The sequence below is a fragment of the Synechococcus sp. WH 8101 genome, assembly GCF_004209775.1.
Classification (GTDB): domain Bacteria; phylum Cyanobacteriota; class Cyanobacteriia; order PCC-6307; family Cyanobiaceae; genus Synechococcus_C.
The window spans coordinates 1,064,760-1,077,958 of the sequence record NZ_CP035914.1; the positions used below are offsets into that span (position 1 = coordinate 1,064,760).

The window sequence follows — 13,199 nt, forward strand, 5'->3', positions numbered from 1 at the left end:
CGTCCCGGGTGATCGTTCCCCCGGCCCTGAAGGCCGGTAAGCCCACGTTCCACGATGAAATTCACGGTCGCTGACCTGCTCGACCAGCTCCCAGCCGAGGGGTCCATCGACACCGGCACCCTGGAGAAGATCTTTCGCCTGAGCAACCGCTCTGAGAAAGACAGTCTCCAACTCGCCATCACCGGCCTGGAAAAGATTGGCGTGATCAGCCGCGACGGCGACGCTGCCGTGCAGCGTTCGGAGGATGAGGGGTTGATCGAGGCACGTCTGCGCTGCAGCAGCAAAGGCTTCTGCTTTGCCATTCGCGAAGACGGTGGCGAAGACATTTACATCCGTGATCACCAGCTCAACCACGCCTGGAATGGCGACCGGGTGCTGGTGCGGATCACACGGGAGGGCGGGCGACGTCGCTCACCGGAGGGTGGGGTGCAGTGCATCCTCGAGCGCCAGACCACGAGCCTCTTGGCCCATCTCGATCAGCAGGACGATCGCTGGGTGGCGCTCCCCCTCGACGATCGCCTGCTCGCCACGATCGAAGTGCCAGAGGGCACAGAGGAGACCTCGGCGCTGGTGGAGGTCAAGGTCGACCGCTACCCCGTGGCCCAGTTCCCCGCCCGCGGCCATGTCGCGCGCCCCTTGCCTCTCGATGCCGGCCCCGCCGGTGATCGCGATCTGCTGCTCACCAAGGCGAATCTGCATGAGCGGCCCGATCCGCCGCGCAGCAGCCTCAAGGCCCCCAATGCCAAGAAGCGCCACGACCTCACCGCCCAACCGGCGTTGCTGTTGCGCAGTTGGCGTGCCGAACTGGCACCGGATCTCCCCGCCGTGCACGTGGAACCCCATGACGGCGGGACCCGGCTCTGGATCCACAGTCCCACCCTCGCGGAACGACTCAGCCCGGGGAATGCCCTGGATCTCTGGCTGCGCGATCAGGCTGAAGCGATCTGCCTGGGCGATGTGTGGCAGCCCCTGCTCACCAAGGCGCTGATCGACGCTTCCCGCTTTGCGGTGGGAGAAGCTCAGGATGCGATCAGCGTGCGGCTCGATTGCTCCGCTGATGGTGAGCTGCGCGATTGGTCGTTCTGCCTCAGCCGCATCCAACCCGTTGCCTGCGTCGATGCCGAGGCGCTTCAGGCCCTGGCCGCTCGCAAGCCCAAGGCGCGCACGGTGCCCGCCGTGCTCAAGCCGATCAAAGATCAGATCGGTCAGCTGGAGACGCTGCTCTTCTGTGCCCGTTCGCTGCAGGCGGATGCCTTACGCCGTGGTGGCATCGAGCTGGATCTGCCCGCCCCCGAGCTCGAGAGCCTTGGGGATCTGCGCGACGCCTGGCCCGACCCCGGTCGCCATGGCTGGCTGCCCCCCTTCAATCCGGAGGATCCCCAGGCGATTCTCTCCCTGCTGCTGGAGGCCGCCGCACGGGCTTGGGCCCTGCATCGCCAGGACCTGAAGCTGCCTGCATTAGAGCTGCGGGCCCCCGAGGCCGATGCCTCAAGTCTCACCGATGTGGCCAAAACCGCCGTCGCCCTAGAGCTACCTCTGGAGCTGGATGACGAGGGCAGCCCCGCAGCCTCGGAGCTGGCGGAGGTTTTCCGCGACAGCCCCTTCCGGCGGGTGCTGGATCAGCAGTTGCGCCAGGCCCTCCCCGATCCGCTGTTCACGCTCGCCCGCAGCGAGGAGGCCGAGCAGGGCCAGGAGGCCAAGGCGGTGGAGGCGGCCCTCGCGCCCTGGTGTTGCCCCAGCCTGCAGGTGGCCGATCTGATCAACCAGCAGGTGATCACCAGCCTTCTTCTCGATGGCAAGGATCGCCCCACCGTGCGTCACAAAGACAAGGTGCCCCTGGGGGATCGTGGCGTCGGCAGTCGCATAGACTGGCCCTTGTTCACCCAGAGCCTGACCCAGAAGGTGCACGACTGGTTCAGTGATCGGCTGGTGCAGCGGCTGAATGCGCGTCGTCGTCAGGTGACGGATCTGCAGCGGGACGTGGTGGCGATGATGCAGGCCCGCAGTTGCGAAGCCCTGGTGGGGCAGGAGCACAGCGGCGTCATCAGCGGTGTGCAGAGCTACGGCTTTTTCGTGGAGATTCCGCCGTCGATGGTGGAGGGGCTCGTGCACGTGAGCTCTCTCAACGACGATTGGTACGAGTACCGCTCACGTCAGAACCGCCTGGTCGGTCGCCGCCATCGGCGTCGCTTCCAACTGGGCGACACGGTGACGGTGCGGATCATCAAAGTTGATGTGCTGCGCAACCAGATTGATCTGGAGGTGGTGCCCGAATCCCTGCAGCCGCTCCCGGATGACGCCGCTTCCTGAATCCCGCCGGGATCCTCCCTATGTGCTGGCGGTGACTGGGGCATCGGCCCAGCCGCTGGCCGAGCGCTCCCTGCAGCTGTTGTTGCGCAACGGCCGCCAGGTGCACCTGATCCTCAGTCGCGGCGCCCATGAGGTGTGGACTGCGGAAACCGGGGTGAGCATTCCCGTGGATCCGGAGCAGCAACAGCGGTTCTGGCGTGAGCGGTTGGCCGTGGACACCGGTGCTCTCACCTGTCATCGCTGGAACAACCAGGCCGCGAGTATCGCCAGCGGCAGCGTGCGCACCCGGGGCATGGTGATCGTGCCCTGCAGCATGGGAACGGTGGGCCGGATCGCCGCCGGGGTCGCCACCGATCTGGTGGAACGCTGCGCTGATGTGCATCTCAAGGAGGGGCGCCCCTTGGTGATCGCCCCACGCGAGATGCCCTGGAATCTCATCCACCTGCGCAATCTCACCACCCTGGCGGAGGCCGGGGCGAGGATTGCCCCACCGATCCCGGCCTGGTACACCCAACCGAAGAGCCTCGACGACATGGTGGATTTCCTGGTGGTGCGCCTCTTCGATGGGTTGGATGAGGATCTGGCGCCGTTGCAGCGCTGGGGCGACAGCGACGCGCGATGACGGCATTGCAACGGCTGTTGCTGAGCGCTGGCCTGGCGCCGCTGCTACTCATGGCCTTGGTGGCTGGGCTCAACCTGCGCCGGAGCGTGTCGTTGCGGGTGCTGGTGTGGCGTTCCCCCTCACTCCCGGTGGGGGCGTGGATCGCCATCGCCACCGGAGGTGGCTGCGCCCTGAGCTGTCTGGCGGGCTTGGCATTGCAGCCGGGAACAGCGCCGCTGCAGCGGCAGGTGCATCGACGCCAGGAGGCGGATCGCCCCGAGGCTGGCTGGGCCGACAGGCCCTGGCCGGGGCCTGAGCCGCAGGCGAACCACCGCGCCACCCCCTTTCCTGAGCGCGATCTGCGCGATCCCGCTCCCACCGTTGCCGTGCCCTACCGGGTGATTCAGCGCGGAACAGGGCGCGCCGCTGAGGCCACAGCTCCATCGCCCACCCCCGCTGCGTCCACAGCCGAACCGCCCACCGCATCGGCATCCTCCCCGGCGCCTAGCGCTGCACCGTCAGATCACGACGACTGGTCCGTTGTCCCCAGCGAGGACTGGTAAGGGTCTCCGCGCACTGATTACAGTTCCGCCAGCGAAGAGCTTCCGGTGAGCGACACCCCAGCAGCGGCCACGCCTGATCCCGCGGAGAAGCCTGCGGCTGCGGCGAAACCGGCACCCCAGGCCAAGCCCAAGCCTCCGAAGCTGGAGGACAAGCCCTTCGCTGCGTTCATCGCTGAAGACTTTCTGCCTGGATTGCGCAAGGGCCTCGCTGACCATGGCCTCACCCCCACCAGCCTCGATCTGATCCAGGGGGAACGCCCCGTGGTGGGAGGGTCCTGTTGGATGGTGTGTGGTGAGCTTCCTCCCGGGCGGCGCTTCTGGCTTTGCTTCAACGAGGCGGCGATTCAGTCGGGGAAGACGATCGCCCTGGCGGATCCCGGCACCGAACCGAGCCTGATCGAGTCGTTTCTGATCGATGAGAAGCGCATCACCCTGCCTCTGCTGCTCTCGCGCCTGTTGCAGCGTCTCAATGGTCAGAAGTGGTTGGGAGGCAACTGAGCCGTTACACGGCCCGACGACGTCAGGACGACGCCACCTACGATGGTGCTCACTGAAGATCAGAATCGATGGTGCCTCCCACCGCTGTTTCGGAAGCCGCGCCCTCAGCCGATTCCGCCGTCGCCATCAAGGATCCGGTCAAGGACACAATCCTCACGCCTCGGTTCTACACCACCGACTTCGAGGCCATGGCCGCCATGGATCTCCGCCCGAATGAGGCGGAGCTCGAAGCGATCTGTGAAGAATTCCGCAAGGACTACAACCGCCATCATTTCGTTCGCAACGACGACTTTGATGGTGCCGCCGACAAGCTGGATCCCGACACCCGCAAGGTGTTTGTGGAATTCCTAGAGCAGAGCTGCACTTCTGAATTCTCCGGATTCCTGCTCTACAAGGAGCTGAGCCGCCGGATCAAAACCCAGAACCCGCTGTTGGCAGAATGCTTTGCCCACATGGCCCGGGATGAGGCTCGCCATGCCGGCTTCCTTAATAAAGCGATGAGTGATTTCGGGCTTCAGCTCGATCTTGGCTTCCTCACCGCCAACAAGAAATACACCTTCTTCAAGCCGAAATTTATCTTCTACGCCACCTATCTCTCTGAGAAGATCGGCTACTGGCGTTACATCACCATTTTCCGCCACCTCGAGCAGAACCCCGACAGCAAGATCTTCCCGATTTTCAATTTCTTCGAGAACTGGTGTCAGGACGAAAACCGCCACGGTGATTTCTTCGATGCCCTGATGAAGGCGCAGCCCGACACCGTGCGTGGTTTCACTGCTCGTCTGTGGTGCCGGTTCTTCTTGCTCGCCGTGTTCGCCACCATGTATGTGCGCGATGTGGCCCGTAAGGAGTTCTACGAAGCCCTTGGCCTTGATGCCCGCACCTACGACCGTGTGGTGATCGACAAGACCAACGAAACCTCAGCGCGGGTCTTCCCCGTGGTGCTCGACGTGAAGAATCCCCGCTTCTGGGATGGTCTGGAAGCCCTCGTGAGCAACAACGCCGCCCTCACGGCCGTGGATGAAAGCGCTGCACCCGCCCCGCTGAAACTGCTGCGCAAGCTTCCCCACTGGATCGCCAACGGTGTGCAGATGGCGTCGCTGTTCCTGATGGCACCGGTGCGCAGTGAGGCCTATCAGCCGGCTGTGCGCTGATTCAGGCGGCTGTTCGCCGCGTCAGTTGCCCATAATTGACGCTGACGCAAACGAGGGGCTTGGTCGCTACCCATCCCGCTCCACTCCAGGTGGTTGGCCTGGATCCCCAACGCAGTCCGATTCAGGCCCAGCTCGAACACCTCCTCACAGAGGGGCGACGGGCTGGCGCTGATCTTGTTGAGGTGTTCCTGGAACGCACCGACCACATCGGTGTTCTGGTTGAACAGGATCGGATCACCAGCGTCAGCCCTTCCTTTTCGATGGGGGCCGGGATTCGGGTCTTCAAGGGAGGTCGCGATGGGTTCGTGAGCACCGATGACCTCGGCGACGTGGGTCTGCTCAAAGCCCTAGATCAGGCGCTGGCGATGTTGGGGCTCGAGCGTTCCGCTCTGGCATCCTCTGAAGGATTTGAAGGCCTTCAGCCCCTGCGCGATTTTGGCGCTGTCAAGCACGACTGGTTGCAGCGGTCTCCCGACCTGCGCACGAGCACCGACCGCTTGCTGGAGGGCACCGCTCTGTTGGAGCGGCTCGGCCAGCATCTGGAGGTGCGCCGTGGCAGTTATGCGCGCGACTGGCAGGAGGTGCTCGTCGCCGCCAGTGATGGCACCTTTGCCCGCGACATCCGCTTGCATCAGTCCAGTGGCCTGAGCGTGCTCGCCGCCGATGGCGACCATCGCGCCAGTATTGGGCGCCGCTACGGCTCTTCGGATCGCCCCGACGATCTGCGCGAGTGGGACCTGGAGGCCTCGGCTGCGGAGGTGTGTCAGAGCGCCGCCACGATGTTGCGCGCCGACTACGTCGACGGCGGCCAGATGCCCGTGGTGTTGGCCAATCGCTTCGGCGGGGTGATCTTCCATGAGGCCTGCGGCCACCTGCTCGAAACCACTCAGGTGGAGCGGGGCACCACCCCCTTCGCAGACAAGGTGGGTGAGTTGATCGCCCACCCGGCTGTTACCGCAATCGATGAGGGTCTCAGCGCCGGCGCCTTCGGCTCCCTCTCCATGGATGACGAGGGGATGGAAGCACAGCGCACCGTGTTGATTGAGAACGGTGTGTTGCAGCGGTTCCTTAGTGATCGTGCCGGCGAGATGCGCACCGGCCATGCCCGCACCGGCAGTGGTCGGCGCCAAAACCACGGTTTCGCTGCCGCCAGCCGGATGCGCAACACCTACATCGCCGCCGGTCCCCATAAGCCCGAGGATCTGATCGCTTCGATCGACCAGGGGTTGTATTGCAAGTCGATGGGGGGCGGCAGCGTCGGCCCGACGGGCCAGTTCAATTTCTCTGTGGAGGAGGGTTACTTGATTGAGAACGGCAAGCTGGGCAAGCCGGTGAAGGGGGCGACCCTGATCGGCGAAGCCAAGGAGGTGATGCCACGCATCTCCATGTGCGCCGATGATCTCGATCTCGCGGCGGGCTTTTGCGGCTCCGTGAGCGGCAGCATCTTCGTCACCGTCGGTCAGCCCCACGTCAAGGTGGAGTCCATCACCGTTGGAGGCCGCTGAGATGACATCCACACCTCAGACCGCTCAGGCGGAGTTGCAACCGATCGATGTCGCGGCCCTGCGCGACCACTTGCAGAGCTACGCCAGCCGGGAAGGGATTCGTCAATGGGATCTCGGCGCCAGTCGCAGCACCAGCGCCTCGGTGCAGGTGGATCGCGGTGAGGCCAAACAGTTGAAGGCGGCCCAGCGCAGTTCGATCACGGTGCGGGTCTGGAACGACCAGGGACTGGTCGGCATCACCAGCTGCACGGATCTGTCCCCCGCCGGGCTGGAGCGAGCCCTCGCCGGCGCGCGGGACGCGAGCGCCTTCGGCAACAGCGAGGAGATTCCAGCCTTCTCCCCCCTCGCCAAGGCGCCCACGCCCGAGCTGGAGCGCCCGCTGCAACCGGCCCGCGGCATTCAGTCGCTCCTGCACACGCTCAAGGATGCGGAGCGGCAGCTGCTGGCGCGCCATAGCGCCATGAACACCGTTCCCTACAACGGTCTCAGTGAGGGGTGCAGCGAGCGCCTCTATCTCAACAGTGAGGGGGCCCTGCGTCAGATGCAGCGCACTCAGGCCAGCCTCTATCTCTATGCCCGGGCGGAGGAAGCTGGCCGCAAGCCGCGCAGCGGTGGAGCCGTGCGCCTGGCCCTTGGCAGCGATCAGCTCGATGTCGCTGGTTGTATCGATGAAGCGGCCAACCGCACCATCAGCCACCTCGCGTACCAACCGGTCCCCACCGGTCGCTATCTGGTGTGTTTCACCCCAGAGGCGTTTCTGGATCTGCTCGGAGCCTTCAGCAGCATGCTCAATGCACGGGCGGTGCTCGATGGCGTCAGCCTCAGCAAGTCGGAGTCGATCGGTGAGCAGGTGGCCGTGCCCTTCCTCTCCCTCCACGACAACGGGCTCCATCCCGGTCATGTCGGTGCTGCACCCTTCGATGGCGAGGGCACACCCACCCGGCGGCTCAGCCTGATCGAGCAGGGCCGCTTGGTCAGTTTTCTCCATTCCGAAGCGACGGCGCGCCATTTCGGCGTCGAGCCCACTGGCCATGCCGGCCTGGGCGCCAAGGTCTCCGTCGGGCCGGATTGGTTCGAAGTGGGCACCAGCGATGGCATGAGCAGTGGTACCAGTCATCTGCATCACGCCCGCAGCACCGACACGTTTGTGTTGATCGAAGGCCTCAACGCTCTCCATGCCGGTGTCAAAGCCAGCCAGGGTGCTTTTTCTCTGCCCTTTGATGGTTGGTTGGTGCAAGGGGGCGAACGGATTTCGGTGGAATCGGCCACCGTGGCCGGTGACATCCGCGAGCTACTCAAGGGGATCGTGCATCTGGAGGAGCCGGTGGTCACCCACCAGGGGGTCAGTCCCCATGTGTGGGTGGAGGGCCTCGCCATCACCGGTGATGCCTGAGCGATTCAACCCGTGAAGATCCTGTTCTGGGGAACGCCGCGCTACGCCGTTCCCAGCCTCGAGGCCCTGCATGCAGCCGGGCACACGATCGTGGCGGTGGTGACCCAGCCCGACCGCCGTCGCGGTCGGGGCAAGGCGTTGCAGCCCTCTCCTGTCAAGGAGAGGGCATTGCAACTGGGTGTGCCGGTGTTCACGCCAGAGCGGATCCGTCGCGATCCGGAGATGCAGCAGCAACTCGAGGCCCTCGGCGCCGATCTCTCCGTGGTGGTGGCCTTCGGCCAGATCCTGCCGCCGGAGATTCTGCAGCAACCGCCGCTGGGCTGTTGGAACGGCCATGGCTCCCTCCTGCCCCGCTGGCGCGGCGCCGGTCCGATCCAGTGGTGCCTGCTCGAGGGCGACGCTGAAACCGGCGTCGGCATCATGGCGATGGAGGAAGGCCTCGACACCGGTCCGGTGCTGTTGGAACGTCGCCTCGGCATTGGGTTGCTGGAGAACGCCGAGCAACTGGCCATGCGCCTGAGCGCGCTGACGGCGGAACTGATGGTGGAAGCGATGCCTCGCATTGAAGCGGCTGGCCCCGGTCCGGAGCCCGAGCGCTGGCAGCGGTTGGGGCTGCGCCCCCAGGCCGCCGACGGCATGACCTACGCGCGCATGCTCAGCAAACAGGATGCCCAGATCGATTGGAGCGCCTCGGCTCTGGCGATTCATCGCCAGGTGATGGGGCTCTATCCCAACGCGGTGAGCCAGTGGCAGGGCAAGCGCCTGAAGATTCTCCAGACCGAGCCCCTGATCGAGCGTCTGTCAGCCCAGCTCTCCAGCGATGCCCGGGAGTGGCTGGGGCGCTGGCCCACCGGGGGGCACGCCCCGGGAACAGTGCTCGCCTGTCCACCCGGTCTTGGGGTGGTGGTCAGCAGCAGTGGCTGCCCGCTTTTGATCCGGGAAGCGCAGCTGGAGGGCAAGGGACGCTGTGGCGGTCAGGCCCTGGTGCAGCAACTTCAGGCTCGGCCCGGTGATCGCCTCGGCTGATGTCTGTTGCGGCGCTGGGGGCTGCGGCGTCCCCGGCCACCACTGAGATCCAGCGGTGGGGCGCTGAGCACCGTCGGCTCGAAGCCCTGAATCTCCACCCGGGGCAGGGCCTCACCGGTGAGCCGTTCAATCGCTTTCAGCAGCAGGGCTTCTTCGGCGGCCACCAGAGAGATGGCATGGCCGCTTTCGCCGGCGCGACCCGTGCGGCCGATCCGATGCACATAGTCTTCCGCCACATTGGGCAGATCCAGGTTCACCACATGGGGGAGCTGTTGGATGTCGATGCCCCGCGCCGCGATGTCGGTGGCGACGAGCACGCGCACGGACCCGTCCTTGAACCCTTGAAGGGCCCTGGTGCGGGCGCCCTGACTTTTGTTGCCATGGATCGCCGCTGCGACCAGGCCCTCCTGGTTGAGTCGGTCGGCCACCTTGTTGGCACCGTGTTTCGTGCGTGAGAACACCAGCACCTGCTGCCAGTCTTCCGATCGAATCAGGTGCGTGAGCAGGGCGGCCTTGCGGCCCATGTCGCAGGGGTGCACCGTCTGTTCAACGGAGCGGGCGGTCTGGTTCGCCGGCGCCACCTGGATCTGGAGGGGGTGATGCAGCATCCCCTGCGCCAGTTTGCGAATCGGGGCACTGAAGGTGGCGGAAAACAGCAGGGTCTGACGCCGTTCGGGAAGGCGCGACAGCAGACGACGGATGTCGTGGATGAAGCCCATGTCGAGCATCCGGTCGGCCTCATCCAGCACCAGGCACTCCACCGCCTCAAACCGCACTGCCCCCTGCTGGTGCAGATCGAGCAGTCGACCGGGGGTGGCGACCAGCACATCCACTCCCTGGGCGAGCCGCTGGATCTGGGGATTGATCTTCACCCCACCGAACACCACCTCGCTGCGCAGGGGCAGATGGCAGCTGTATTGCCGCACGTTGTCGAGCACCTGAGCCGCCAGTTCCCGGGTTGGCGTGAGCACCAGGGCCCGGATCTGGCGTCGCCCGGCGCGAGCGCCATGGCAGAGCCTCTCGAGCATGGGCAGGGTGAACCCGGCCGTTTTGCCCGTGCCTGTCTGCGCTGCCGCCATCACATCCCGCCCGCTGATCACCGCCGGAATCGCCTGCGCCTGAATCGGAGACGGGGTGCTGTATCCCTTGTCTTTCAGGGCGCGGAGCAGCGGTTGGCTGAGCCCGAGGCTGTCAAAACCGCTGCTGGTGGCGGTGTCGGCCGCGCTCCTGTCGGCGGGCGTTGTGCGGGAGGCAGGGCTGGATGCAGTGATGATCGAAACGCGCTGGAGCTTCAGCCTACGGGCGGGGCTCAGGGCTCTCCGTAGAGCTGCTTCGCCTGCTGCCAGACCCGCTCCAGATCGGCATCTGCCAGGGCCAGCGCTTCCGGATGCAGCGCCTGGAGCCACTGACGCCGCGCCGCGGGTGTGTCGTTGATGAAGAAGCTGGCCTCCGCCGCCAGCACCCGGAACTTGAGGAACTCCAGCAAGCGGGCCCGCAGCCGTACGCCATCGAGCAGGCGCAGGCGTGAGCGGGGATCCCGCAGCTCCAGCGCTGCCCCTGGCTTCAGGCCCGGAATCCAGGCGGTGAGCAGTTCCACCGTGGTGGCAGGTTGCCAGTGCCGTTGCTTGGTTTCCGGATGGGGGTAGTAGATCCAGCCCATCTGCACTCCGCCGGCGCTGCGCAGCTCCACCCGCCAGAAGGAGAAGGTCTCGGGAGGATGGCGATCGGTCCAGCTCACGGCCTTGAAGCAGTGATCCGGATCGCGCAGCTGCAATTCCAGGGGCGCGAAACTGAGGTTGAGTGTGCCCGGCCAACAAGCACTGAGATCCAGGCCGAGGCGCTGAAAGATGGGCCGTTGCATCGCGATCGTTCCCGCCGGATAGGGAGACGCGTCGCTGCGGCCGGAGGCGACACCATGACCTGCGTTGATTCGCCCCTGCCACCAATCGGATGCCTTTTCGGCGCTGTCGTGGGGCATGGCCTCAGCGCTCCAGGCGGTGGACGCACCGCTCACAGGGGCCATCGGGCATCACCGCACAGCGCAGCAGAGGGCTGAGGGCATTCAGCTTGCAGGTCGGGTCTCCGATCACCCAGCCATGCCGCCAGCGGCGGGCATCGGCCGGCCGGCGCTCGGGTTTGACCAGCAGCACCAGGCTGCTCAGCTGATAGCGGCCAGAACGCAGGGTGTAGCGATGGCGGCGTTGCAACACCAGAAAGCTGCGCTCGCCATGCTCGAACCAGAGACCCGGGTGGGGAGGCTCCTCCAGCTCGAGCCGATCGATCAGTCGTTCCGAACCCGCCTGTTTCAGTTCCACCAGCATCGGTTCAGGGTTCCTCCACCAGGGCCATGGCGCGACGTGAGAACCCCCAGAGCACCAGGCTCGCCACCACCACCAGCGTGAACCACTCGGGCAGGGGCCAGCCAGGCAGAAGCAGGGCCAGGATCAGTTTCAGCCCCACGAATCCCACGGCGGTGTAGCCAGCCGTTTCCAGGCGCGGGTAGAGCTCGAGCCAGCGCACGAACAACCCGGCGGTGAAGCGCAGGGCGATCACACCGATCAGGGCACCACTGATCACCAGTAGCAGCTGGTCGCTGATCGCCACGGCGGCCGCAACGCTGTCGATCGAGAAGGCCAGGTCGGTGAGGGCCAGGGCCAGCACGGTGCGAGCCATGCTCGGTGCCACCAGCGCGGCAACATGACCGCTGCCAACTTCAGGGCTTGCACTGGCCTGGTTGGTGATGAGCGGATCGCCTGAGCTGGTCTGGCGCCAGTGGCTGAAGAACAGCCAGAGCAGGTAGGACCCGGCCAGCCATTGCAGGGGCTGGAAGGCGAGCACCCATTGGGCCATCAGGATCAGACCGATGCGCAGCACAAAGGCGAGCGCGATGCCGACGTTCAAGGCCCGTTGTTCCCGTTGCTGATCGTTCTGTTGCCTGGCGATCGCCGCCAGGGCAATGGCGTTGTCGGCCGAGAGAATCAACTCCAGTGCCACGAGCACCGGGAGCAGGGGAAGCAGCTCTCCCCAGCGATCGACGCCATCGAGCAGGGGCGTGAGCGAGGGAAGGGCGGCGGAATCCATAAAGCCCAGCCTAGAAATGGGCAACTCCCAGCAGTGAGATGCGCACCCAGGCCCGCCTCTGCCACATCGATGAGCGGCGCTGCGTCGTGGAGGTGATGGTGATCGGGGCGGAGGGGGTGATCGCCAGTGCCCTGGGTCAGGGGGCTGATGCGGAAAGCGCCGAGGACCGTGCCCTGAGCCGTCTGCAGCAGCGTCTGGATGCAATTCCAGCCCCTCCTGCGGCAACACCGCCAGCCGCAACAGCGTCAACACCAGTGCCCCCACCAGCTCCCGCACCCACCGCGGCGCCTGTACCTGTCCCTGCGCCGGTGCCCGCTGCACCTGAGCCGGAACCGCCCAGTGAGGCCCCGACCGATCCGGAGGATTGGAGCGATGAACTGGCGGCGATCGATCTGGAGTTGCAGCGCCTCGGCTGGGATCGGCAACAGGAGCGTCTCTACCTCGAGCGGGCCTTCGGTCATGGCAGTCGCCATCGACTCACGCGCTATAGCGACCTGGTGGCCTTTCTCAAACGCCTGCGCAGCCTCGAGCCGGGCATCAGCGCCGACAGTGCTCCCGTGCCGTTGCGCCGCAGTGACCTGATCAGCCAGGGCGATCAGATGCTGCAGACCCTGCGCTGGAGCTCAGGCCAGGCCAGGGACTTCCTCCAACAGCACCTTCAGGCCTCCTCCCGTCAACAGCTGAGTGATGAACAGCTGCTGCAGTTCAACATGCTCCTCGAGGAGCAGTTGCTGGCGCTCACGCCGTCGCCTGGCTCCCCCTCTCCCCAGGCTGCAGCGGACCGGGCGGCGGCGGCGGGCTGAACAGGGCCGGCACCGATAACGCCACGAGGGCCGATCCCACTGCCACGAGCACCAGCAAGGGAATCGGCCGCACCAATGGCTGCTTCTCGAGCACCGTGCCGCAGCGGGAGCAGATCGGCGTGGCACCACGGGGAGGGCGGAGCACGATGGCGGGCCCGCAACAGCATTCCGGACAGCGAAAACGCGGCATGGGCCCATCGACTGGATGACCCGCAGCGTCAGGCCATCGATTGCGACAATCATGCGTTGCCATCTGCCGCATCGC

14 protein-coding genes are annotated in these 13,199 nt (G+C 65.7%); 9 read left to right on the plus strand and 5 right to left on the minus strand.

Annotated elements, in window-relative coordinates; genetic code table 11:
• Nucleotides 1–54 precede the first annotated feature (54 nt).
• From SynWH8101_RS05405 to fmt, 8 genes are all read left to right on the plus strand, one after another.
• The gene (locus SynWH8101_RS05405) at nucleotides 55–2,310 is read left to right on the plus strand and encodes an RNB domain-containing ribonuclease (protein WP_130128886.1); all 2,256 of its coding nucleotides are present in this window, start codon (nucleotides 55–57) and stop codon (nucleotides 2,308–2,310) included.
• Nucleotides 2,294–2,932 (plus strand): flavin prenyltransferase UbiX, encoded by a 639-nt coding sequence (locus SynWH8101_RS05410; RefSeq protein WP_130128887.1) that lies wholly within the window; start codon nucleotides 2,294–2,296, stop codon nucleotides 2,930–2,932. Before SynWH8101_RS05405 ends, SynWH8101_RS05410 begins: the two co-directional genes overlap by 17 nt.
• Nucleotides 2,929–3,474, plus strand: coding sequence for a hypothetical protein (locus SynWH8101_RS05415; RefSeq protein ID WP_130128888.1), 546 nt, complete (start codon nucleotides 2,929–2,931; stop codon nucleotides 3,472–3,474). The genes SynWH8101_RS05410 and SynWH8101_RS05415 overlap by 4 nt, the downstream gene beginning before the upstream one ends.
• 45 nt (nucleotides 3,475–3,519) lie before the next feature.
• Nucleotides 3,520–3,972, plus strand: coding sequence for a DUF2996 domain-containing protein (locus SynWH8101_RS05420; protein WP_130128889.1), 453 nt, complete (start codon nucleotides 3,520–3,522; stop codon nucleotides 3,970–3,972).
• A gap of 68 nt (nucleotides 3,973–4,040) precedes the next feature.
• The gene (gene acsF / locus SynWH8101_RS05425) at nucleotides 4,041–5,126 is read left to right on the plus strand and encodes a magnesium-protoporphyrin IX monomethyl ester (oxidative) cyclase (RefSeq protein WP_130128890.1); all 1,086 of its coding nucleotides are present in this window, start codon (nucleotides 4,041–4,043) and stop codon (nucleotides 5,124–5,126) included.
• Between the two features lie 89 nt (nucleotides 5,127–5,215).
• Entirely contained in the window at nucleotides 5,216–6,631 is a 1,416-nt protein-coding gene (locus SynWH8101_RS05430) for a TldD/PmbA family protein (protein ID WP_174719540.1), read from the plus strand.
• 1 nt (nucleotide 6,632) lies between these two features.
• The gene (locus SynWH8101_RS05435; RefSeq protein ID WP_130128891.1) at nucleotides 6,633–8,024 is read left to right on the plus strand and encodes a TldD/PmbA family protein; all 1,392 of its coding nucleotides are present in this window, start codon (nucleotides 6,633–6,635) and stop codon (nucleotides 8,022–8,024) included.
• 12 nt (nucleotides 8,025–8,036) lie between these two features.
• On the plus strand, nucleotides 8,037–9,050 hold the full coding sequence (gene fmt / locus SynWH8101_RS05440) for a methionyl-tRNA formyltransferase (protein ID WP_130128892.1): 1,014 nt from the start codon (nucleotides 8,037–8,039) through the stop codon (nucleotides 9,048–9,050).
• On the opposite strand, the gene SynWH8101_RS05445 is transcribed toward fmt, so the two are convergent.
• From SynWH8101_RS05445 to SynWH8101_RS05465, 4 genes are all read right to left on the minus strand, one after another.
• Complete coding sequence (locus tag SynWH8101_RS05445) at nucleotides 9,020–10,219, minus strand: DEAD/DEAH box helicase (protein WP_130130368.1); 1,200 nt, start codon at nucleotides 10,217–10,219, stop codon at nucleotides 9,020–9,022. The genes fmt and SynWH8101_RS05445 overlap by 31 nt on opposite strands.
• 140 nt (nucleotides 10,220–10,359) lie before the next feature.
• Entirely contained in the window at nucleotides 10,360–11,073 is a 714-nt protein-coding gene (locus SynWH8101_RS05455) for a hypothetical protein (RefSeq protein ID WP_254428061.1), read from the minus strand.
• Nucleotides 11,033–11,371, minus strand: coding sequence for a DUF6464 family protein (locus SynWH8101_RS05460; protein ID WP_130128893.1), 339 nt, complete (start codon nucleotides 11,369–11,371; stop codon nucleotides 11,033–11,035). Before SynWH8101_RS05460 ends, SynWH8101_RS05455 begins: the two co-directional genes overlap by 41 nt.
• 4 nt (nucleotides 11,372–11,375) lie before the next feature.
• Nucleotides 11,376–12,131 (minus strand): hypothetical protein, encoded by a 756-nt coding sequence (locus SynWH8101_RS05465; protein WP_130128894.1) that lies wholly within the window; start codon nucleotides 12,129–12,131, stop codon nucleotides 11,376–11,378.
• A gap of 38 nt (nucleotides 12,132–12,169) precedes the next feature.
• Between SynWH8101_RS05465 and SynWH8101_RS05470 the strand changes: the two genes are divergently transcribed.
• A complete protein-coding gene (locus tag SynWH8101_RS05470; RefSeq protein WP_130128895.1) occupies nucleotides 12,170–12,934 on the plus strand; it encodes a hypothetical protein in 765 nt (254 codons plus the stop codon).
• Here SynWH8101_RS05470 and SynWH8101_RS05475 read toward each other — a convergent pair.
• Nucleotides 12,870–13,124: a hypothetical protein gene (locus tag SynWH8101_RS05475; RefSeq protein WP_130128896.1), complete on the minus strand. Its 255-nt coding sequence runs from the start codon at nucleotides 13,122–13,124 to the stop codon at nucleotides 12,870–12,872. The two genes, SynWH8101_RS05470 and SynWH8101_RS05475, sit on opposite strands and share 65 nt — an antisense overlap.
• Nucleotides 13,125–13,199: the final 75 nt, after the last annotated feature.